17 protein-coding genes are annotated in these 21,878 nt (G+C 61.5%); 7 read left to right on the top strand and 10 right to left on the bottom strand.

The window, feature by feature from the left end; translation table 11 throughout:
• The first annotated feature begins 65 nt into the window (after positions 1 to 65).
• The 7 genes from JIN81_RS00545 to metH all read left to right on the top strand — a co-directional run bounded on the left by JIN81_RS00545 (position 66) and on the right by metH (position 10,847).
• On the top strand, positions 66 to 1,145 hold the full coding sequence (locus tag JIN81_RS00545) for an alkene reductase (protein WP_200275159.1): 1,080 nt from the start codon (positions 66 to 68) through the stop codon (positions 1,143 to 1,145).
• A 78-nt stretch (positions 1,146 to 1,223) separates the two neighbouring features.
• Positions 1,224 to 1,934 carry a peroxiredoxin-like family protein gene (locus JIN81_RS00540; RefSeq protein ID WP_200275157.1) on the top strand — a complete coding sequence of 237 codons (711 nt, stop codon included), beginning with the start codon at positions 1,224 to 1,226 and terminating at the stop codon, positions 1,932 to 1,934.
• Positions 1,935 to 2,033: 99 nt separating this feature from the next.
• Complete coding sequence (locus tag JIN81_RS00535) at positions 2,034 to 2,684, top strand: L,D-transpeptidase family protein (protein WP_200275155.1); 651 nt, start codon at positions 2,034 to 2,036, stop codon at positions 2,682 to 2,684.
• Between the two features lie 4 nt (positions 2,685 to 2,688).
• A complete protein-coding gene (locus tag JIN81_RS00530; RefSeq protein WP_200275153.1) occupies positions 2,689 to 3,159 on the top strand; it encodes an ecotin in 471 nt (156 codons plus the stop codon).
• 141 nt (positions 3,160 to 3,300) lie between these two features.
• Positions 3,301 to 5,541, top strand: a complete 2,241-nt coding sequence (locus tag JIN81_RS00525; protein WP_234044389.1) for an ammonia-forming cytochrome c nitrite reductase subunit c552 — start codon at positions 3,301 to 3,303, stop codon at positions 5,539 to 5,541.
• A 69-nt stretch (positions 5,542 to 5,610) separates the two neighbouring features.
• Complete coding sequence (locus JIN81_RS00520) at positions 5,611 to 6,510, top strand: YceI family protein (protein WP_200275148.1); 900 nt, start codon at positions 5,611 to 5,613, stop codon at positions 6,508 to 6,510.
• A 470-nt stretch (positions 6,511 to 6,980) separates the two neighbouring features.
• Positions 6,981 to 10,847, top strand: a complete 3,867-nt coding sequence (metH, locus tag JIN81_RS00510) for a methionine synthase (protein ID WP_200275144.1) — start codon at positions 6,981 to 6,983, stop codon at positions 10,845 to 10,847.
• Here the strand turns inward: metH and JIN81_RS19385 are convergent.
• From JIN81_RS19385 to JIN81_RS00460, 10 genes are all read right to left on the bottom strand, one after another.
• Positions 10,832 to 11,908, bottom strand: a complete 1,077-nt coding sequence (locus JIN81_RS19385; protein ID WP_200275136.1) for a response regulator transcription factor — start codon at positions 11,906 to 11,908, stop codon at positions 10,832 to 10,834. The two genes, metH and JIN81_RS19385, sit on opposite strands and share 16 nt — an antisense overlap.
• A 290-nt stretch (positions 11,909 to 12,198) precedes the next feature.
• Positions 12,199 to 13,800 carry a cell division protein FtsZ gene (locus JIN81_RS00500; protein WP_200275134.1) on the bottom strand — a complete coding sequence of 534 codons (1,602 nt, stop codon included), beginning with the start codon at positions 13,798 to 13,800 and terminating at the stop codon, positions 12,199 to 12,201.
• A 24-nt stretch (positions 13,801 to 13,824) separates the two neighbouring features.
• On the bottom strand, positions 13,825 to 15,024 hold the full coding sequence (gene ftsA / locus JIN81_RS00495; RefSeq protein WP_200275132.1) for a cell division protein FtsA: 1,200 nt from the start codon (positions 15,022 to 15,024) through the stop codon (positions 13,825 to 13,827).
• Positions 15,025 to 15,053: 29 nt separating this feature from the next.
• On the bottom strand, positions 15,054 to 16,016 hold the full coding sequence (locus JIN81_RS00490; RefSeq protein WP_200275130.1) for a cell division protein FtsQ/DivIB: 963 nt from the start codon (positions 16,014 to 16,016) through the stop codon (positions 15,054 to 15,056).
• An 8-nt stretch (positions 16,017 to 16,024) separates the two neighbouring features.
• Entirely contained in the window at positions 16,025 to 16,486 is a 462-nt protein-coding gene (locus JIN81_RS00485; protein ID WP_200275127.1) for a hypothetical protein, read from the bottom strand.
• Entirely contained in the window at positions 16,487 to 17,407 is a 921-nt protein-coding gene (locus JIN81_RS00480) for a D-alanine--D-alanine ligase (protein WP_200275125.1), read from the bottom strand.
• A 4-nt stretch (positions 17,408 to 17,411) separates the two neighbouring features.
• Positions 17,412 to 19,712, bottom strand: a complete 2,301-nt coding sequence (gene murC / locus JIN81_RS00475) for a UDP-N-acetylmuramate--L-alanine ligase (protein WP_200275123.1) — start codon at positions 19,710 to 19,712, stop codon at positions 17,412 to 17,414.
• A gap of 11 nt (positions 19,713 to 19,723) precedes the next feature.
• Positions 19,724 to 20,875 carry an undecaprenyldiphospho-muramoylpentapeptide beta-N-acetylglucosaminyltransferase gene (murG, locus tag JIN81_RS00470; protein ID WP_200275121.1) on the bottom strand — a complete coding sequence of 384 codons (1,152 nt, stop codon included), beginning with the start codon at positions 20,873 to 20,875 and terminating at the stop codon, positions 19,724 to 19,726.
• 161 nt (positions 20,876 to 21,036) lie between these two features.
• Positions 21,037 to 21,324, bottom strand: a complete 288-nt coding sequence (locus tag JIN81_RS00465; RefSeq protein WP_200275118.1) for a ribonuclease III domain-containing protein — start codon at positions 21,322 to 21,324, stop codon at positions 21,037 to 21,039.
• A gap of 52 nt (positions 21,325 to 21,376) precedes the next feature.
• Positions 21,377 to 21,877 carry an RbsD/FucU domain-containing protein gene (locus tag JIN81_RS00460; protein ID WP_200275116.1) on the bottom strand — a complete coding sequence of 167 codons (501 nt, stop codon included), beginning with the start codon at positions 21,875 to 21,877 and terminating at the stop codon, positions 21,377 to 21,379.
• Position 21,878: the final 1 nt, after the last annotated feature.

The raw sequence follows: 21,878 nt of genomic DNA, 5'->3' as shown, positions 1-21,878 counted from the left end.
ACCCTCCACCGCCGGGTCCGGTCGCTCCGGACCCGGCATTCTCACGCCCTCTATCCCACTCCATCATGTCATCCCCACTTCTCGAACCCACCCGGATCGGATCCCTTGATCTCAGGAACCGAATCATCATGGCACCGCTGACCCGCTGCCGCGCCGTCAAGGGCAGGGTCCCCACGCCACTCATGGCCGAATACTACGCCCAACGTAGCAACGCCGGACTCATCCTGAGCGAGGCGACATCCGTGACGCCACGTGGTGTCGGATACCCGAACACCCCCGGCATCTGGTCGGACGAGCAGGTCGACGGCTGGAAGCAGGTCACCGATGCCGTGCACGCCGAGGGCGGACTGATGATGCTCCAACTCTGGCACGTCGGCCGCATTTCCCACCCCACCTACCTCGACGGTCAACTCCCGGTGGCACCCAGCGCCATCGCGGCCGGAGGCCACGTCAGCCTGATCCGTCCGGAAGTCCCGTTCCCTACGCCCCACGCCCTGACCCAAGAGGAGATCCGCGAGGCCATCGCCGACTTCCGCAAGGGCGCGGAGAATGCCAAGGCCGCAGGCTTCGACGGAGTCCAGCTCCACGCTGCCAACGGGTACCTGATCGACCAGTTCCTGCAGGACTCCACCAACAAGCGGGACGATGAATACGGGGGATCCATCGAAAACCGCTGCCGCTTCCTCATGGAGACCCTCGACGCCGTTCTGGAAGTCTGGGAACCCGGACGGGTGGGAGTTCACCTCGCACCACGCGGTGACGCCCATGACATGGGAGACTCCGATCCCCGCAGCCTGTTCCTCCAGATTGCAGAGAAGCTCCGGGAGCGGGGCATTGCGTTCATCTCGGCGCGCGAGCACCACGCGGAACCGCCGATCGGACCAGAGATCAAGGAAACCTTCGGTGGCCCCTTCATCGCCAACGAACAGTTCGATCAAGCCGGTGCGGAATCCGCCATCCGCTCGGGCAAGGCCGATGCCGTGGCCTTCGGACAGAAGTACATCGCCAATCCCGATCTGGTGGAGCGCTTCCGCCTGAACGCCCCGCTCAATGAGCCGAAGCCAGAGAGTTTCTACTACCTTGGCAAGGGCGACATCCGCGAGGGCTACACCGACTACCCAGCCCTCGACACCGCCAAGGCATAGCGGGAAGCGCAACACCCTCGGATTCGCTAGGACAGGAATTTCGGGAATGCCCGCGCCAGAATACGCTCCCATCCATCCATGAAGACCGCATCACTCCTGACCTTGCTACTCCTCGCTCCAGCCATGAATGCCGAGACCACCTTGAAGGAACAACTCGAAGCCCGCTCCGCAGAGTCCGCGAAGAAGGCCCCGGCCGACGTGCGCGCGGAATATGCCAAGGGCATCGAGGCCGTGGCCAATTCGGGTATTCTGGATCAAGCGAAGAAGGTCGGCGACAAGGCACCGAACTTCACGCTCAAGAACGCCAAGGGGACTGAGGTCGAGCTTGCCAAGCTGCTGAAGCAGGGGCCGGTCGTGCTCACCTGGTATCGCGGAGGGTGGTGCCCCTACTGCAATATCGCACTGGCCGCCCTGCAGGAGAAACTGCCGGAGATTCAGAAAGCCGGGGCGCAGTTGGTTGCGCTCACCCCCGAATTGCCTGACAAGTCCCTCGATACCCAACAGAAGAACAAGCTGGAATTCGAGGTGCTGACCGACCTCAACCACGAGGTGGCCGACGACTACGGTCTGGTCTTCAAGCTCACACCGAAGGTCCGCGACCTCTACAAGCAGTTCTTCAACCTGAACGAATTCAACGGCAAGGAAGCCGGCGACGAAAAGCTTCCCCTGGCTGCGACCTACATCATTTCTCCCGATGGCACCATCCGCTGGGCATTCCTCAAGGCCGACTACCGCCAACGCGCCGAGCCCGCGGAGATCGTGGAATTCCTGAAAAGCATGGAAAAGTGACACCCCCCGTCGCGCCCTGAAATTCCGGGCTTGGAGGTTGCATGGAACGCGAAGTGCTTGAATGTTTGTCAGTTCCCACGTTGGGTTTGCAACCTCCTCATGACCACTCCCCGCGGATTCACCGCCCTTCTCGTCGCTAGCGTGGCCTTTGCCACGCTGGTTTCGTGTGGCCCCGTCACGACGACCACGGTCCGAAAACCGCAACTCTACGAATGGAATGACGACGGTGGTCCCGGCGAGGTGGCGATCCGGATCAACCTCGAGACCCAGCGGGCATCCTACACCCGTGGTGGCCGTCCGATCGGCTGGTCTTACGTCGCCACAGGCACACCGGGGCACAGCACCCCCCAAGGAACCTTCCGGATCACCGAAAAGGTCATCGACAAGTATTCCAACGCCTACGGCTGGATCGAGGATGAGTTTGGCAATGTGGTCAATGGCGATGCCCAACCGAGCACCCCCGTCCCCGCAGGCTGCAACTACGTCCCGGCTCCCATGCCCTACTGGATGCGCCTGACCGACTGGGGCATCGGCATGCACGCCGGCTTGATCCCCAACCCCGGCACCCCGGCATCGCACGGCTGCATTCGCCTGCCGAAGCCTTTCGCCCCCGTTCTCTTCAGCGTCGTGAACGTCGGCACTCCAGTCAAAATCGTGAAGGAGAAGCCCGCCCTGCCGGCCATCCCCGTGGATGACCCATCGTCATCCACGACGACCACCTATACCCTTTCAAACCCGACCATTCCTTGAACCCATGAGCCTCCGCCAACTTGCCCTTTGCTGCTTGAGCCTGACCACACTGACCTTTGCCGAGGTGGACATGAAACCTTACCCGGAAGCGGAGGAGGGCATGGTCCGCCACGCCCTGGAGTTGGAACCCAAGGAGCAGGAAGAGGACTACCGGGTGGAACTCATTCTCGGCAAAACCGTCGAGACGGACGGAGCCAATCGCCACTTTTTCGGCGGAGTCATTGACTCCCATGTCGTTGAGGGATGGGGTTATACGTATCACAAGCTTCCAAAACTCGGCCCCATGGCCGGCACCCTGATGCTCCCTGCACCGGGAACTCCGAAGGTGAAGAAATTCGTCCGGGTCGGTGGTGAACCCTATCTGGTTCGCTACAACAGCAAGCTGCCGGTAGTTGTCTACGCCCCGGATGGCGTCGAAGTCCGCTACCGCATCTGGAGTGCCAAGGGAGAGGGTGAGCCCATTCCGAAAGGCTGACTCCCCGAAGCAAGCGAAAGGCCCGAAGGCCCGAATGCCGCCGGATCGCTTCAGCCATCACCCGACTTCCCCGGAGAAGCCCCTGCATTTCGTGATGGGATTCGCTGGCCGATTCCCCGGGGGTGTCATATCTCATCCGTGATGCGAGCCCGCTTCCTTTTCTCCTTAATTGTCCCAGCCCTCTTTTTCGCCGCATGCGAGAAGCCCCAGGAAACCGCATCGAGCGTCGAGGAAGCGGACACCCCGACAAGCGTCACTCCGCCATCAACCCCCGTTCACTCCGGGGTGCTGGCCAAGTCATCCGAGTGCATCGCCTGCCACCAAGATTCGTTGAAGGAGTGGGAGAACTCTCACCACGCCCTGGCCCACAGGGACACCGGCGGCGAACTCGACCTTGAACCCTTCGCCGAGCTCTCTCTCGAAGTGGGTCATGCCAAATGGACCTTCAGTGGCGGCAAGGACAACCCGCGCATCGAATGGGAAGACACGCTCGACCCGGATGCCAAACCCATCGCCGGCACACCCCCGATGGCCATCGGTCTGACACCGCTCGTCCAGTACCTCCTCGATACCGGAAATGGCCGCTATCAGGTGCCCGATCTCGCTTGGGATCCGGCCAAGAAGGAATGGTTCAGCATCTACGGCGATCAGGACCGCCGTCCCAATGAATGGGGCCACTGGACGCAACGCGGGATGAACTGGAACTCGCAGTGCGCCTACTGTCACTTCACCGGATACAAGAAGAACCACGACAGCGAGACCGATGCCTACAAAGGCGAGTGGATCGAACAAGGAGTCGGCTGCGCCCAGTGTCACGGCCCCTCAAGGCCGAACCACGGCAAGGACGAGTGCATCATCGACCCCGCCAAGAAATACACCCGCGAACAGTGGATGCATTCCTGCGCCACCTGCCACGCTCGCCGCGAGGAGTTCAACGAGGAATTCGTCATCGGTGATTCCTTCTACGATCACTACTCGCTCTCCCTGCCCAGCCAACCGGGACTCTGGTTCGCTGATGGCCAGCAACTCGACGAAATCTACAAGTTCTCCTCACTCATGATGTCCAAGATGGGACACAAGGGAGTGACCTGCCTCGACTGTCATGACCCCCATGCCGCGGCACCGATCGGTGGCGACATCGCCGTCCAGACCAATGCCCTTTGCCTCACCTGCCACGCCGGCGGTGCCAACGGTGCCAGCATCATCAATCCAGCCGAACACACCTTCCACGATGCCGGAACCAAAGGGTCGAGCTGCGTCGACTGCCACATGCCGAAGCGTCCTTACATGGGTCGCGACCCACGCAGCGACCACCGTTTCCCGATCCCCGATCCCCTTCTGACCAAGGAACTCGGCACGCCGAACGCCTGCAACGACTGCCACTCGGACAAGGGGCTCGATTGGCAGATCGAGTGGACCGACAAGTGGTATGGAGACAAGATGAAGCGCCCGGAACGGGAGAGAACCCGGGCCGTGCACGCCGCCCAGAACGGCAAGACAGGCGCGCTCGACATGCTCCTCGAAGTCAACAAAACCGAGGAAATCGATGCATGGCGCGCCACCATGCTCCGCCTCATGGAGCCATGGGCGAGCGACAGCCGCGTCGTCAAACAAACCAACGTGGCCGCGCAGGAAGGTGGTCCGCTCGCACGCGCCGCTGCCGCCATGCTCATCGGTCGTCGTGGAGACAGCGGCCCGCTTCTGGAGAAGATGCTGACGGATGAACTCCGGGCCGTTCGCCTCGAGGCAGCATGGGCGGCATTCGAAAGAATCCCCAATGACCACCCGGTCATCGCCGAGACTGAGAAAGTCGCCCGCCACCAGTCGGATCAACCCGGCGGTGCCATGCGCATGGCCCGCATTCACATGAAGCTCGGCCAGCTCTCGGAGGCCGAGAAGTGGTTCAAGCGAGCCGCCGCATGGGATCAGACATCACCCGCCCCTCGTCGCGACTTCGCGGTCTTCCTCAGCAGCATGGGCAGAACCGCCGAGTCGGTCACCTGGCTCGACGAAGCCGCCGAGCTTGCCCCGACGAATGCCGAGATCCCCTACCTTGCCGCCCTCGCCTACGCTGAACTCGGTGATCCGGCGAAGGCCGAGGCGAGACTCCTCGAAGCCGTCCGCATCGAGCCCCGTTTCAGCCGTGCCTACTACAACCTCGGACTCCTGCAGAACAGCCAGGGCAAACCCCAGGACGCCATCGCCAGCCTCCAACAGGCCGCCAACACCGACCCAACCAACCCGGATCCGCCCTACGCCCAGGCGACCATTTTGATCCGCCTCGGACAGGTCGAGCAGGCCATCAGCGCGGCCCGCGAGGCCCTCAGGCGCGCCCCCGACCACCAACCCTCCCAGCAATTTCTCCGGCAGATGGGCCAGTGATCCGCCCAGCGGGCAAATCCGTCACCACTCCTGCTTTGCGCCTGCCGCTTCCTGATGCAGGGTGCTGGAATGAAGGAAATTGCACCCGCCGAGCTGGCTGAATCGCTCACCCAATCCGTCGCTCCGACGCTTCTCGACGTCCGCCTGGCCGACGACCATGAAGCGGCCCACCTTCCCGGTGCGATCAGCAACGCCGTCTTTGAGGTCGCGTTCCACGAGCGTCTCGCGGAGTCGCTGACCGACAAGGATCAGGCCATCGTGATCTACGGAGCCAACGGAGAAAGCCAGGAAGCGGCCATGGCTTTCGAAAAATTGGAGCGGGCCGGCTACAGCGACCTTCTGGTGCTGGAAGGTGGCATCGAAGCATGGAAAGATGCCGGTCACCCCCTTGAAAGAGGAACCCCGTTGCCGGAAGAGGCGCCATCGCCCGATGGCTCGCACGAACTCGACCTCGATGAGTGCCGGCTCGAGTGGCTTGGAAGAAATCTCCTCAACAAGCATCACGGAACCATTGAGATCACCTCCGGCCATCTCGACTTCGACCAGGGCCAACTCGACGGCGGTGAAATCATCTTCGATCTGAACTCACTCAAGTGCGCCGATCTCGACGGTTCCCCAGGCCACGACATCCTGATCAAGCACCTGATGGACCATGACTTTCTCGATGTCTCCGAACACCCCGAGTGCAAGCTCACCATCCAATCCGCCGAATCACTGCCCGTAGCCACTCCCGGTTCACCGAACCTCCGGATCCGCGCGGATCTCACACTGCGGGGCGTCACCGAGATGATTGAAATCACCGCGGCCACCGGCATCACCCCCAAGGGAAAGGCTGCCGCGCAGGCCAGCTTCTCCATCGACCGCACCCGCTGGGGCATCATTTACGGCTCATCCCGTTACTTCCACCGACTCGCCGGTCATCTTGTCAACGACCTGATCGAATTCCAGGCAAGGATCGTGACCCGTTAGGCAAACCGACCGCAGGCAGTCACTCGACCCGGAGGAAGAACCCACGCCACGCCATATCCGGCTCGCTCAACATCCACACTTGCGAGCATTGCGTGCACTTCCACAAGGTGTGGAAAGGCACTGCTTCTCGTTGGGTCAGCCAGCCGATCCGCCCGAAGAGTCGGAATCGTGGTTCTCGGGGCACCGCCTGAACCTCGCCGACCTTCAGGAAAGTGGGGGCGACCCTGAATCGGCGGTCCAGCTGCTCGAAATCCAGATTCGAAGCAAAGGCGCGGCGCTCGGCTTGGCCACAATTGTCACAAGAAGCCCTCATCAGAGTTCAGCGGCAAAGTAGCGATCTAAGCCCACTACCTCAATCGCCGACTCCACCTAGGCAAGACGACAAAGAACCCTACTCCACAACCCATCATCAAATCGCGATATGATGATTTGACTCTTGCTCAAGGGCTCGATCTGCCTAGTTTTCCGGCATGCCGCGCCCCGACGCCACCGCCGATCTGACCAAAGCTCTGGAACAACGAATCCTCGTGCTCGATGGGGCCATGGGAACCACGATTCGGGGCTATGGCCTGGAAGAAAAGGACGCCCGTGGTGAACGCTTCAAGGACACCGAAAAGGACCTCCTCAACAACGGCGACATCCTTTCGCTCACCCGCCCCGATGTCATCGCCGACATCCACAAACGCTTCCTCGAAGCCGGGTCCGACATTTTCGAAACCAATACCTTCTCCGGCACCTCGATCGCCCAGAGCGAATTCTTCGTCGAGGACCCACGCGAGACGGGCGCCGGACGCAAGGATCCCGAGTTCTATCAGAAGGTCCTTGAGAATGCCTTTCTCAAAGACCTCGCCGCCGAGATCAACATCGAGTCCGCCAAGCTTGCCCGCAAGGTCGCCGACCAGGTCGCCAACGACACCGGCATCCCCCGCTACGTCGCCGGTGCCATTGGACCGATGACCGTCGGCCTGAACAACGCCGCCGTCGATGCCAACGATCCCGGCTTCCGTAGCGTGACCTTCGACCAGGTATACGAAGACTACAAACGGCAGATCCGCGCACTCGTTGAAGGCGGTGTCGATATTCTGATGGTCGAGACCATTTTCGATGCGCTGAACTCGAAGGCCGCTCTCGTCGCCGCTCAGGACGTGTTCGAAGAAGACGGCTTCAAGCTTCCCATCATCATTTCCGCCGCCGTCGGCATGGGTGGAGAAACCATGATCTCCGCCCAGAAGGTCGAAGCCCTGTGGAATGCCGTCGCCCACGTCAAGCCCCTCGCCGTCGGCCTCAACTGCTCGCTTGGCCCGGACCAGATGCGGCCATTCATCGAAGAGATGTCGCAGGTCGCCGAGACCTTCGTCTCCTGCTATCCGAACGCCGGCATGCCCGATCCGCTGTCACCCACCGGCTTCCCCATGCTTCCGCCGGACATGAACGGCCACCTGGGTGACTTCGCGAAGTCCGGGTTCATCAACCTCGCCGGCGGCTGCTGTGGCAACACCCCGGAACACATCGCCGAAATCGCCAAAGGTGTCCGCGATGTGGAGCCGCGGAAGATTCCGCAGAACGAGCAGTTGCTGCGCCTCTCCGGCACCGATGCCTACAACCACACGGACGACAAGAACTTCCTCATGATCGGCGAACGGACGAATGTCGCCGGCTCGCCGCGCTTCCGCAAGCTGGTGCAGGAAGGCAAGCTCGAGGACGCCCTCGCTGTCGCCCGTCAGCAGGTCGACAACGGCGCTCCCGTGATCGACATCTGCTTCGACGACGGCCTCATCGACGGCGTCGACATGATGACCCGCTTCCTCAATCTGGTTCAATCCGAGCCGGACATCACCAAGGTGCCGATCACCGTCGACTCCTCGAAATGGGAAATCCTCGAGGCCGGCCTGAAGTGCCTCCAAGGCAAGGGCATCGTCAACTCGATCTCGCTCAAGGAGGGTGAGGAGGCTTTCAAGAAGAATGCCCGGACCATCAAGAAATTCGGAGCCGCCGCCGTGGTCATGGCCTTCGATGAGAAGGGGCAGGCCGCCACCTACGAAGAGAAGATCCGCATTTGCGAACGTGCCTACCGGATCCTGGTCGATGAGGTCGACTTCAACCCGGAAGACATCATCTTCGACCCCAACATCCTCACCGTCGCGACCGGCATCGAAGAGCACAACAACTACGCCGTCGACTTCTTCAACGCAACGAGGTGGATCAAGGAGAACCTCCCCGGCGCCAAGGTCTCCGGTGGGGTCTCGAATGTATCGTTCTCCTTCCGCGGCAACAATCCGGTGCGGGAAGCCATGCACTCCGCCTTCCTCTTCCACGCCGGCAAGGCCGGCATGGACATGGGCATCGTCAATGCCGGCATGCTCGAAGTGTACGATGAGATCGAGCCGAAGCTGCTCAAGGCAGTTGAGGACGTCCTTCTCAATCGTGACCCGGATGCCACCGAGCGCCTGCTCGACCTCGCAGAGGAATACAAGGGCGTGAAGAAGGAAGCCAAGGTGGAGGATCTCGCCTGGCGGAAGGAGCCCGTCGAGAAACGTCTGGAGCATGCTCTTCTCAAGGGCATCGACACCTACATCGTCGAAGACACCGAAGAGGCCCGCCAGCAGTACGACAAGCCGCTCAAGGTCATCGAAGGCCCGCTGATGGACGGCATGGGCGTGGTTGGCGACCTGTTCGGTGCCGGCAAGATGTTCCTCCCCCAGGTGGTCAAGTCCGCGCGGGTGATGAAGAAGTCCGTCGCCTACCTCGAGCCCTTCATGGAGAAGGAGAAGGAGCTCAGGATTCTCAGCATCATCGAGAGCCTGCGTGACACCCACCCCGGACTCCCTGATGGCGAACTGCGTATCAAGGCTGAGAAAACCCTCACCGCCGGCCGCGTGCTGATGGCCACGGTCAAGGGCGACGTCCACGACATCGGCAAGAACATCGTCGGGGTTGTCCTCGCCTGCAACGGCTTCGAGGTCATCGACATGGGCGTGATGGTGCCCTGCGACAAGATCCTCGACACCGCGGTCGAGAAGCAGGTCGACGTCATCGGGCTTTCGGGACTGATCACCCCCTCACTCGACGAGATGATCCACGTGGCGAAGGAAATGGAACGTCGTGGGATGAACATTCCCGTCCTCATCGGAGGGGCCACCACCTCCGCCGCCCACACCGCGGTGAAGATCGCCCAGCACTACAGCGGGCCGATCGTCCACGTGCTCGATGCCTCGCGCTCCGTACCCGTGACCACCACCCTGCTGTCCGAGGATGGGCGGGAGAAATTCATCACGGAGAACAACGAGCGGCACGAGAAGCTCCGCGCCAACTTCAACAAGAAGGACAAGCCGACGATTCCCTACGCAGAAGCCACCTCCAACCGCTTCGTTCCGTCCCAACCGTGGGCGTCCTACACCCCACCGAAACCGGCATTCACCGGCACGCGGGTCATGGACAACCAATCGCTCCGCGAGCTTGCCGACTACATCGACTGGACTCCCTTCTTCCACGCATGGGAGCTGCGTGGCGTGTGGGATCGTGAAGCCAAGGTGCTCAAGACCCGCAACGAGGAAGGTGCCAAACAAGCCGAGGAGCTTTTCGCCGACGCCGAGGAACTGCTGGAAGACATCATCGCCAACAAGCGCTTCACCGCCCGCGGCGTCTACGGGTTCTTCCCCGCCAATTCCGAGGGCGACGACATCACCATCTGGACCGACGAAACACGCAGTAAAAAGCGTGCGACCTTCCACACCCTGCGCCAGCAGATCGAGAAGAGCACCGACAAACCCCACTTCGCCCTCGCCGACTACGTCGCCCCGGCGGCAGCTGAAGCGAATCCCGACTACCTCGGAGGCTTCGTCGTCGGCATCCACGGTGCCCACGAATGGGCCGATGAGGTCGAGAAGGCCGAAACCGACCCCTACAAGGGCATCATGATCAAGGCCATTGCCGACCGGCTCGCCGAGGCATTCGCCGAACTGCTCCACCACCGCGCACGCGTCGAATGGGGATACGAGAGACCGAACGAGTTCAACCACAACGAGCTGATCAAGGAGGTCTATCAGGGCATCCGCCCGGCACCGGGATACCCTTCCCAACCGGACCACACGGAGAAGCCTGTCCTCTTTGATCTACTAGATGCACCGGAGAAGACCGGCGTGACCCTGACCGAGAGCTGCGCGATGCATCCGGGAGCCGCCGTTTCCGGCCTCCTGTTCTCCCATCCGGAGAGCCACTACTTCGCGATCAGCGAACTGCAGAAGGATCAGATCGAGGACTACGCCCACCGCAAGGGCTGGACGGTCGGGGAAGCCGAGAAGTGGCTCGGGCCATGGCTAGGTTACACCACCACCTGACCGGACCTGAGCTCGAGGTAGCGGCGGACCGCCGTGATCCGGTTCTCAACGCCAAGACGCTGAAAGACCGCTTCGAGGTGTTTCTCCACCGTCCTTGGACTGATATCGAGGATGATGGCGGCTTCCGCGCTGGTCTTCCCTTCGGCGATCCACTCCATGATCTCGCGCTGACGCCGGGTCAACAGCGCTTGGATGGCGCCTTCGGCCACCGCATCCTGCTCGACAAGGCAGAGAATCAGCCACGCCTCCCCTTCCATGGTCGGCAGGGCATTCACCTTCTGCCTTCCACTTCCGACGTTCAGCTCGACCTCACAGAAGCAGGTCGACAAGGGATCGCTCCACGCCTTCTTCAGGCCCTCGGCCAGCGTCGCCTGATCGTCGGGTGAGAGAGTGAATACCGGATCATCTTCCGACCACCAATTCTCGGAGAGCCGCAAGGCGCAGTGATTGAAGGGAAGCACATCCCGCTTCTCCTTCGCCAGGAACAGGGCCTGCGCCGACTGCGAGGAGTGCTGCAGGTAGAACTGCCGGATCTGACGGCCGACGTTCTCGTTGGCAATCAGTCTGGCGACCGATCGGGCCGTCAGCAGCAAGGCGTCGAAAGTCTGTCTCTCTTCGAGGGAGAAGCTCCCCTTGTGCTTGATGACGAACAGCAGGGTCGTCCGGTCATTTCCGTGGGCGAGAAGACCGAAGAGTCCATCCTCCATGCCGGACTTCTGATGGACCGCTTTCAGAAACTCGGAGTCCATGTACTCCTCCTTGCTCACATACTCCCTGACGGAAAGGCCGAGCTCTCCCGGATTGGCCAGGTCCACCTTCGAAGCCAGCGGATGAATGGAGAACAACTGGTTGATCCTGCCCACATGCTGCTTTGCCTCCTGGGCAAAAGCGTTCTTGCCGTGGACCTCCTCGACATTGTGGCCGTTGCACGTGACGAAGATCAAGGCACCATCCCCCCCGATCAGCTTCGGCAGCTTCTCGGTCAACAGCTCGGAGAGCCGATCGAAGCTGTCGGCATGCTGGACCTGCAGAGCAAGGTCGAAGTAGTCTTGGGTAAACACGATATCAGGGGGATTTCCTACACTTCCTAACGCCTACAACACTACGTAGCTATACGTATTGCAAGCGGACTCTTCAAACCAGGGTCGAAATCACCCCTTCAGCCGGGCCCAATCTGCGTAAGACCCCCCATTGTCCGGGCGCTATTCTGATGACAGAGTCCTCACGTCTTCAGCAACTGCTGGGACACAGCAAAGTGACAACGAGCTGTTCATCATTCTTTGGGGAGGAGACGGTCCCGTCGGCGCGAGCTGGCGGGGCCGTCCATTTTTAATACGAGACGACTCTCGTCTTAGTGACGTTTCTTGCGGAGGAAAGCCGGCACATCGAGGTCTTCGCCATCGATCATGCTCGGATCAGCGCCCTCGAAGCGTCCCTTCGGGCCGCCATCGAGACTCAGTTCGCTCTGTGCCTTCCCGCCTCCCACATCGCCACCGAAGAGGTCATCGTCCGCCGTAGAACTCGAGGACTTGCCCGATTGCTTGCCCGTTTTCACCGGTTCAGGACCCGGCTCGGCAAATGGAATCTCATCGTCATCCTCCGGCTCGGGTTCTGGCTCCAGGTCTTCATCGGATCCTTCCTCAGGTTCCGCGAAAAAGGCAGCCTCCTCCGGCTCCGACGTCTCTGCTGCCTTCGGCTCAGGTTCAGGTTCGGCCTCCACTTCCGGCTCTGGAACCGGCTCACTTTCCTTTGAATCGGAAGCGATCTCTTCCTCTTTGGAATCCACCTCCGGCTCAGGCTCAGGCTCAGGATCGGGAGCAAGGATTTCAATCGGCTCCTGGACCCATTCCGGCTCGGGTTCCGGTTCGGGTTCCACCTTGGCCTCGACCTTCGGCTCGGTGGGAGCAGCGAATCCCATTGATGGCTCCAGCGAGCGCTCTTCCTTGGCCCGGTCCTTGTCTTCCGTGGGAAGCGCTCTCAAGCGCTCTTCCGGCAACGAACTGACGAGGGTGATGCTAAGTTGATCCTCCATCGTCGGATCGACCGCGGCCCCGAACAGGACGTGCGCCTTCGCCGGCACATGCTTGCTCAGGCTTTCCATCAGCAGTTCGATCTCGAACAGGGTCAGATCCTCGCCACCACAGAGGTGAACCAAAACGGACTGGGCATCTTCAAGCAGCGCCCCCTTGTCCAACAGTGGACTATCCAGGGCATTGCGCAGAGCCTTCTGGGCGCGGTCCTTGCCCCTTGAGATCCCCGAACCAAAGAGGCAGCGCGAGCGCGTCGTCCGCAAGGCCGTCATCAGGTCATCGAGCCCCACGTTGATCAAACCCGGCCGCACCACCAGACGGACCACCGCCTTGATACTCTCGGAAATCATCCGGTCGGCTGCAGCGAACGCCTCATGAATCCCCTGCTTTGCGAGAACCAGTTCACCCATGCGTCCATTGTCAAAAGTCACCAGAGCGTTGGACAGCACCGCCAGTTCGTTGAGTGCGGTCTCGGCCTGTTCCCTCCGGCGCATGCCTTCGAACACGAATGGCATCGTCGCAAACATGACCACGAACGCCCCTTCTTCACGGGCGACTCGTGCCACGATCGGAGCCGCACCCGAGCCGGTTCCTCCACCCAGGCCGACACAAATGAAGACAATCTTCCGCCCTTTGATCGAGGCCCGGATTTCGTCTTCAGCCTCCTGCACGGCCTTGTTTCCCAACTCAGGGTCACCGCCAGTTCCCAGACCCTTGGTCAGGTTCCGGCCCAACTGGATCTGCTCGCCAGCGACCGATCCCGAAAGCGTCCGGATGTCGGTATTCAGTGCAAGCAACTCGGCCCCCTCGAGGCCATCCAGAGCCACTCGATCAAGCATGTTGGCCCCGGCTCCTCCGAGCCCGACGATCTTCACGGAGGAGGTGGGAATGCTATTCTGCGGGTCGCGTGGGAACTCAATCATGACTGTGGTGGTGGTGGGTCGAACTCAACGGGAAAATGGCCAAAGTTTGGAAAGCAGCCCGCGCTTGGGCGCACGATCGCTCTCGACGATCTGCGCATAGCGGATCAGCCCCAGGGCCGTCGTGAACTGGGGATCCTTGAAACTTGCCTGCACACCGCTCAACTCGGGCGGCTCAGGTCGATAAATGTCGCGCTGGAAAACCTCATGAGCGAGCTCACCGAAGCCACGCATCAGACTGGTGCCACCGGAGAGAAACACTCCGGTGCCGATCCGCTCGATCGCCCCGTCAGGCAGACGCCGCCGCAGCAGGCCCAAGGTTTCCTCAAGTCGTTGGCGGATGATGTCGTTGAGCAACTGACGCTTTACCTCCGCCTCCGCGAAACCCTTCTCATCGCTCAGCTTCACCACACCCACGGATCGCGCGGAATCCCCCGACGCATCCCCCTCGCGGACCTTCAGGGTCTCGGCCTTCGAAAACGGCAGACCCGTGACCAGGTGAATGTCATTGGTGATGTGATCCCCACCGACCGGAATGCATCCCGTCGCTTCGATCATCCCGTCGCTATAGAGTGCGTAGTCCGTGGTGCCTCCTCCGATGTCGATCACCAACGCACCGCGTTCGCGGGCTTCGCGATCCAGCGCGACCTGTGCCGTGGCGATCGGCGCGAACACCAGATCGTCCACATCGAGCGGCATCTCACGCACACACTTGATCTGGTTCTCAATCCGCGAGCGGATCCCGTGCACAATGTGGAAATTCGCATCGACCGTCCGGCCGGTCAGGCCGATCGGGCTTGCAGCGTGATGAAATCCATCCACCCCGAATCGACGGATGATGTGGTGAATGTAAACGTGGTCCTGGGGAATGGCGACTGCCCGGGCAATCTCCTTGGCCTCCTTGACGTGCTCCGGTTCGATCGTGTCCTCGTTGTCGGGAAGGCGATAGCTTCCCAGGTGATTGACCCCCTGAATGTGGGCTCCCGTCACCGATAGGAACACACTGCCGATTTCCACGTCGCTGGCATCCTCCGCCTTGACGAGGGCATCCTTCACACAGGCGCGGACCTGCGGGAAATCATAGATCTCCCCCTTGCGCACCCCGACGGACTTCGATTGCCCGACGCCCAGGATTTTCACCGAGCCATCCGACTTCACCTCACCGACCACCATGCAAATCTTGCTGGTGCCGATTTCGAGTCCGACGTGGATCTTGGTTCGTGCCATGGTGTTGCTTCTGTAGGGGAAAAACTGTCTCAGCGATTGAGGAGCCGGCTGATGTCGGTTTCGGCGGGAGTCTCCGGGGCGGGTTCGGGCACGGGAATCGCACGTGGGGGCGATACCTCGTGGAAGGTGACCGGCAGGTTCCGTTTCCCAATCAGCTGAATCGTCGCAATCCGGTCGCCCTTCTCACGCGCATGACCGACCGCTGCAAGAAAATCCTCCATCTGTCGCCTCAAATGCTCGTGACCAAAGGTCGCCTCGATCTCGTCCCGGGTGACCAACTTGCTTCCCCAGGCCTTGTGCTGCCGGATGGTGTCCACCCACTCCACCGCATCGGCGGAGAAATCCAGAGCCGTCCGATACAACCGAAGCCCACGCGCGAAGTCGGGATGATCAATCACCTCGCCGGCCTTCAAGGAGGCACCGCCGTCACGGATCTCGATCACCGGCAGCTTCCGCGCCGTTTCATACAGTCCCCGGGTGCAACGGAAAAGGTGTCCGCTCCGATCGACCAGAAAGCCCCTCGCCAAGTCCCGCGGCGGGATCGACTGCGACTCGCAGGCCACCCACACGAAAGGAGTCCTCGGCGCCACCGTGACCTCCAGCGTCCCCGGGTAATTGCACTTCACCTTGGCAGCCGCCACTTCCGGCAGGCTGATCAACGACTTGCGGATGTCGTCCGCATCACAATCAAAGAGACTCCCCTCCAGATCGATGCCGGCAACGTCAAGGAGCCGGATCTCATCGAGCGCCGTGTTCTCATTGAGCACGATCTGACGGAGCTTGAACTCCTCGTTCTCAAGCAGACCGACCTCTACGCCTCGCCACACCCCCCATCCCGCCGCACCGACCAGGGCAAGGATCACCAACAACCGGACACATCCCCAGAGGGCCTTGCGGAAATCATACCAGAAGATCCGTGGCGACATCACACTCGCACGCAGCACCCTCACCTGACGGCGTTGGCGGACTTTCGATGTGCGGCGTTTGAACATGAGAAAAACTACTGATCAGGGGATGCGGAGACCGGGCTTGGATGAAACTCCCTCCATCTCAGGAAGCCGCCGAAGAGCAGAACCAGCCCGATGGGCGTTCCGAGTGGAAGCGTTCCCAACTGAAGGACAAAGGTGAACATGCCCAGAGCGAAGAACCAACGCTCGCGATTGCCTTCTCCGAACAAGCTGATGGCCGCGAGAATCCCTCCAACCAGTGTGAAAAGCATCCCGACAAGGCTGATCCACATCACACCGGAAATGGCGGCCGCCAACTCCGACGGATCCGCTTTGCCCGTCATCCCCAGGATTCCAAATGCTCGGGTCATCGCGACGACCACCACCCCCGAAGCCAAGGTGCCCGCGATCAGAAGGGCCAGGCTGGCCACGGCCATGCCGCGCCCTCGCTCCGGTCGGATCGCCCGATCCGGATCGCCGTGCTCGACAGGGGACTGGTATGGATTCGAGCTCATTCATCTCTTTCCAAGTTCCAAGGATTGCTCCGCGATCCTCACACACAATTCGGCAAACGGAATTCCCGCCGCCGCCGCACTCTTGGGCAAAAGGCTCGTCTCCGTCATCCCCGGAATGGTGTTGGCCTCCAGGACGAAAGGATTCCCGTCCGCATCCAGCAGCACGTCGACCCGCGAGTATACCTCGATCCCGAGCGATCGGTGCCCCGCAAGCGCAGCCTGCTGAACCCGGGTCGCCGTGGCCTCGTCCAGAGCCGCAGGACAGAAATACTGACTCCCCTCGCCACCACTCAGCCAGGGGTATTTACTAGACATGTCGTAAACCCCGTCCGGAGCCACGATCTCCACGATCGGATACGGGCGATCATCCAGCACCGCCACGGTCAGCTCACGCCCTTCCACGAATTTCTCGATCAGGGCTTCTGCTCCGTAGCGGCTCACATCGTCGAGCGCAGCACGGGCTTCATCCTCGGTTCGGACGATGTGCACGCCCACGCTCGACCCCTGACACGGTGCCTTGACCACGTAGGGCAGCTCCATGTCGGGAAGCCCTCCCGTAACCGCATCCACCACGACCGAAGCCGGCGTCGGCACACCCGCCTCCACGAACCGGGCCTTCGCGAGGTTCTTGTCGAAAGCCACCCCACTGCTCGTCGAACCCGCCCCGGTGTAGGGCACACCCTGACGTTCGAGCACTCGTTGAAGCTGGCCGTCCTCGCCGAAGGTTCCGTGAATCACATTGAATGCCAGACCGACTCCCTCGGGCAGTTCGAAGTCCGCATCCTTCACATCCACCTCGACCGCATCGATCCCCTCACCGAGCAGCGCCTTGAGAACCGCCCGCCCCGACGCGAGCGAGACCTCCCGCTCGGATCCGGGTCCGCCCATCAGCACCGCAATTTTCAGGTTGGCAGGTAACATCGTTCTAAAAGCTGAATTCATCCTCACCGATCACTTTGACCTCGGTTTCCAGATCCACCCCGCGCTGACGCTTCGCCTCCCGGCGAATCCGGTCAATCAGGGCCAGGACATCCCCGGCGCTGGCACCACCCCGGTTCACAATGAAATTTCCATGCTCAAGCGAAACCTCGGCACTGCCGTCACCGCTTCCCTTGAACCCGAGTTGATCCACCAGCATGCCGGCCGGCACGTCGTCAGGATTCTTGAATATGCACCCCGCACTCGCGGCAATCGGTTGGGTCTCGCGACGCTTGCGACGGGACTCATCCCAGCGGGCCTGGATGTTCTCAGGCAAATCCTTTTCGCCACAGAACACGGCCTGCAAAGCGAAGTTCCGACGCAGTTCCGGAACATTCCGGTAGAATGATTCGATCTCCTCGCGCTGGCGCTCCCGGATCTCGCCGTCCTCATCGAGGAAAGTCATGCGCACCACCTGATCGAAAGTCTCGACCCCCATCGCACCGGCATTCATGCGCAGCGCTCCACCGACATTTCCGGGGATGCCTTCCATCCACTCGAATCCACCGATCCCCGCCGCCTGTGCCACACTCGCCACCTTCTTCAGCCTCACTCCGGCACCCGCGACCATATGCCCGTTCTCATCGACGTAGCATTCGGAGAATTGTCCGCCTTTCGGATGAATCACCGCACCACGGATACCACCGTCGCGCACCAGCAGATTCGACCCGCGGCCAATGACGCGCACCGCGATGCCCCGCTCACGGCAATACTCGGTCGTCGCCGCGAAGGCCTCGAAGGTGTGGGGTTCGATCCAGAACTGGGCCGGACCACCCACCAGCATCGTGGTATGACGACGCATCGGCTCATAGAGTTTCACGTCCAGCCCACCCTCAGGAACCAGAGCCAACAGGTCCTCGAGGATCTTCTCGTCTCGGGCGATGGCCGAACCGGCTTCATGCACATTGCCTGCACCCAGGGTGATCAGGAGGTCTCCGGGGTCCAGTGAATTGCCCACCCGGTGGTGGGCCGTCGCCAGATTGGGAACCGATTCCACCATGGTGCCGCCGTGTCGCTTCACCGCATCGACGATCGTCTGCCCGCTGACTCCCGGAATCGGCAGCTCACTTGCTGGATACACGTCGGTGACGAAAACCTCGTCCGCCTCCGCCAGCACCTTCCCGAACTCCTCGGCGAGTGCCTGGGTCCGGGTGAACCGGTGGGGCTGGAACAGAATGACCACCCGCCCGGCCTTCAGCTGGCGCGCGGTCTGGATCGTGGCCGCGATCTCGGTGGGGTGATGACCGTAGTCGTCCACCAACCGCAACCTCTTCGAAAGGAAGCGGGTCTCAAATCGCCGTTTCGCCCCGGCAAAGGTGTTCAGCGCACGGGACACCAGAAGGAAGTCGGCTCCGGCACGGTCGCACGAGGCGATCGCGGCCATCGCATTCAGCACATTGTGGCGGCCGGGAATGCCCAGCTCGACCTCACCAAGCCGTTCATCTCCCCGATATACGGTGAATGCCGTAGCTCCCCGCAGCTCGCGGATCTCACGAGCAGTATAATCCGCCCCTTCCCACCCGTAGCTCACCGCCCGGGGATGATCACTGCAGACGCTCGCCGCACCTTCATCCTCGGCACAGTAGATGACCGGACCGGACGTCTGCGACAGCAGCGTCCGGAAGACGTCCTTGATCTCATCAAGGTCACGATAGTGGTCAAGGTGCTCCGCTTCGACATTCAGCACGATCGAGCAAGCCGGGTGGTAGAGAGCCAGCGTGCCATCGCTCTCGTCCCCCTCCGCGACCATCCAGTCGCCGTCTTCCGACCAACGGGCATTCTGCCCCAGAACCGGGATCTCCGCGCCGACGTAGTGGCTTGGCTCCAGCCCTGCCTCGCGAAGCGCATGGGCCACCATGGCGGACGTCGTCGTCTTCCCATGGGTACCGGACACCACGATCCCCTTGCGGGTGGCCAAAATGGCAGCCAGGCACTCGGCCCGCCTCATCAAGCGGATTCCCGAGTCGCGCGCGGCCGCCAGCGCCGCATTGGTTGGACGGATGGCCGAGGAATACACCACCACATCCGCTCCCTCCACCGCTTCCGCCGTGTGCGGAGAGGAAAAGCGCAATCCCAGTCCCTGCATCCGTTCGGTCTCCTTCGTCGTCACCCGGTCGGACCCGCTGACCCGATGCCCCATTCCCATCAACAACAGGGCGAGGCCACTCATCCCCGAACCGGCCACACCGATCAGGTGAATCCGCAATGGCCGGGACAAATCCGTCAACTGCTGGGAAAGATCACTCATCGCCCCATCGCTCAGGCCGACGCCTCGGCGCCTCCCTCGCCCTTCTTGGTTCCTTCGAAGCCAATCGTCGTCCCAACGGCATCACAAATCGCAGCCGCCGCATCCGGAACCGCCAGCCGACGGGTCGCTGCCACCATGTCGGAGCGTCGTCCGGGCTCAAGCATCTCGCCGACCCGCTCGATCAGTTCCTCAGACGTCAACTCGGACTCCGTCTCGAGGTAAGCCGCCCCGGCGTCATGAAAGACCCGCGCATTGACCGTCTGGTGATCATCCGCAGCGTATGGAAAGGGCACCAGCACCGAAGGCAGTTCAAGGAAAGCCAATTCCGTCATGCTCGAGGCACCCGAACGGGCCACCACCGCATCTGCCACCGCATAGGCCGCCGGCATCTGATCACAAAATCCAACCACCCGGTAACCCTCACGGCCACCGGCCTCGGAACGGACCCGCTCCTCGTCCCCGGGGCCAGCAATATGCAGCACTTGAGGGAGGTCCGCGTGTTCCGCACCTGCCCCGAAAGCCTCAGCCACAATGGAATTCAGTTTGCGCGCCCCTTGGCTGCCGCCCATCACGAGAATGGTCGGCTTCGCGGGATCCAGCCCCCACTCCTTCGCAGCATCCTCCCGGGTCGGTAGGCTGCGCAACTCGTCGCGCACCGGCGTTCCGGTCACCACGGTCTTCACGCCCGGGAAATGCTTCCGCGCCGCTTCCAGCCCCACGAAGACCTCGCTGCACCAGCGGCTGGTCACGCGGTTGGCCTTCCCTGGCAAGGCATTCGAGTCGTGCACAAAGGCAGGAAGCCCCATCCTCTTCGCCGCCACCACGGGGGGCAGCGAAGTGAATCCGCCCATGCCGAGAACCGCATCCGCACCGAAGTCCTTCAGGATCTCTTTGCACTGGCCGATGGTCCGCAGCACATTCCACACGAACGGCAGCATCTTGGGCGAAAATGTCGCCGGTTTGGGCAAGGCCGGAATCGTCTCAAAGCGGAATTTGTCGTACTTCCGCGAGGCCTCCTGATCGATCTTCTTCTCGGACACCAGCAGCAAAACCCGCCCTCCGCGCGCACTCCACTCCTCCGCCACTGCAAGACCCGGAAAGAGATGACCTCCGGTTCCTCCGCAGGCGATCACCAAGCCCGGCTGGCAAACGCTTCTATCCATGAATGTTGTCCCGATTGATTCCGCGCCTGTCCCGAGGTACGAACTGCCGGAAATATGCAGTATTTCCTGATTATCAGGCAATACTCAAAACCGCGGAATTGCAGATTTCCCGCGTGTTTTACGGCATTTCATGCCGCGATCCCCCTTCCCGCTCTCCCCGGCTACCTCTGCTTCGCCATCTGCTTCTTCAGACGGGGGATCAGTTCCTCATCCATCCATGCGAAGGCAGCCTCCAGGCCCTCCTCCCGATAAATCGCGCCAATCTTCGCCTCAACCTGGGTCGGTGGCCCGAGGGCACTCAGGAAGTCGTTGGAAGTCAACCGGGTGAACCAGTCGCCGTCCATCCGGCCCCGTTCCCGCAACACCCAGCTCCGTGCAAACAGCGCCAACACCGCATCTCCAATCCATGCGCTCTCCCGCTCAGCCCGGATTTCATCGTCCTTTTTCATCTGCGGCGCCAAGCTGCGTCGACTCGGGATCAGACACCAGACTTTCCCGCGACTACCTGCGCATCCGCTCCCTCAACCGCGCTTCCGATTCTCCGTCCCAGTATCCGGGCTGCAATTCCAGAAACACGCTCGAATACGGCAGCGCGCTGGTCGTGCGCAGCACCAGCACGTCGAAACTCTTCTGCGCGTCATTCATCAGCGTCACGATGGAGGCATGCTCCATCTCCATCGTCTCATGACCATGAAGAGCCGCCTTGAGCTGGGTCCGATACTCGTCGATCCCCGGCGCGAAATCATTCTCCACCATCTGCATCTCCGTCGGCAGATAGATCCTCGGCCGCACATGCTCGGTCTTCTCAAGCGAGCGCAGCACCTCGTCGAGCACGACAGGAATCGACTGGTAGGTATTCACCTGCCTCGTTCCGGGTCGGCTGTGCGCAGGGAACGAACCCTCCGCCAGCACAATCCAGTTCCGATAGCCCAGTTGGCCGATCTGATGATCGATAGCCCCCTTCCAGCCATCACGACTGGTCCAGCCGCATCCTGAAACCAAG

This window comes from Haloferula rosea (genome assembly GCF_016595525.1).
GTDB lineage: Bacteria > Verrucomicrobiota > Verrucomicrobiia > Verrucomicrobiales > Akkermansiaceae > Haloferula > Haloferula rosea.
This window is presented reverse-complemented; position numbering and strand designations above follow the sequence as displayed.

Bases quoted from the DNA above. Each gene is read 5' to 3' on its own strand.
- JIN81_RS00545 (WP_200275159.1), top strand. From the start codon at position 66: ATGTCATCCCCACTTCTCGAACCCACCCGGATCGGATCCCTTGATCTC.
- JIN81_RS00540 (WP_200275157.1), top strand. From the start codon at position 1,224: ATGAAGACCGCATCACTCCTGACCTTGCTACTCCTCGCTCCAGCCATG.
- JIN81_RS00535 (WP_200275155.1), top strand. From the start codon at position 2,034: ATGACCACTCCCCGCGGATTCACCGCCCTTCTCGTCGCTAGCGTGGCC.
- JIN81_RS00530 (WP_200275153.1), top strand. From the start codon at position 2,689: ATGAGCCTCCGCCAACTTGCCCTTTGCTGCTTGAGCCTGACCACACTG.
- JIN81_RS00525 (WP_234044389.1), top strand. From the start codon at position 3,301: ATGCGAGCCCGCTTCCTTTTCTCCTTAATTGTCCCAGCCCTCTTTTTC.
- JIN81_RS00520 (WP_200275148.1), top strand. From the start codon at position 5,611: ATGAAGGAAATTGCACCCGCCGAGCTGGCTGAATCGCTCACCCAATCC.
- metH (WP_200275144.1), top strand. From the start codon at position 6,981: ATGCCGCGCCCCGACGCCACCGCCGATCTGACCAAAGCTCTGGAACAA.
- JIN81_RS00500 (WP_200275134.1), bottom strand. From the start codon at position 13,800: ATGATTGAGTTCCCACGCGACCCGCAGAATAGCATTCCCACCTCCTCC.
- ftsA (WP_200275132.1), bottom strand. From the start codon at position 15,024: ATGGCACGAACCAAGATCCACGTCGGACTCGAAATCGGCACCAGCAAG.
- JIN81_RS00490 (WP_200275130.1), bottom strand. From the start codon at position 16,016: ATGTTCAAACGCCGCACATCGAAAGTCCGCCAACGCCGTCAGGTGAGG.
- JIN81_RS00485 (WP_200275127.1), bottom strand. From the start codon at position 16,486: ATGAGCTCGAATCCATACCAGTCCCCTGTCGAGCACGGCGATCCGGAT.
- JIN81_RS00480 (WP_200275125.1), bottom strand. From the start codon at position 17,407: ATGTTACCTGCCAACCTGAAAATTGCGGTGCTGATGGGCGGACCCGGA.
- murC (WP_200275123.1), bottom strand. From the start codon at position 19,712: ATGAGTGATCTTTCCCAGCAGTTGACGGATTTGTCCCGGCCATTGCGG.
- murG (WP_200275121.1), bottom strand. From the start codon at position 20,875: ATGGATAGAAGCGTTTGCCAGCCGGGCTTGGTGATCGCCTGCGGAGGA.
- JIN81_RS00465 (WP_200275118.1), bottom strand. From the start codon at position 21,324: ATGAAAAAGGACGATGAAATCCGGGCTGAGCGGGAGAGCGCATGGATT.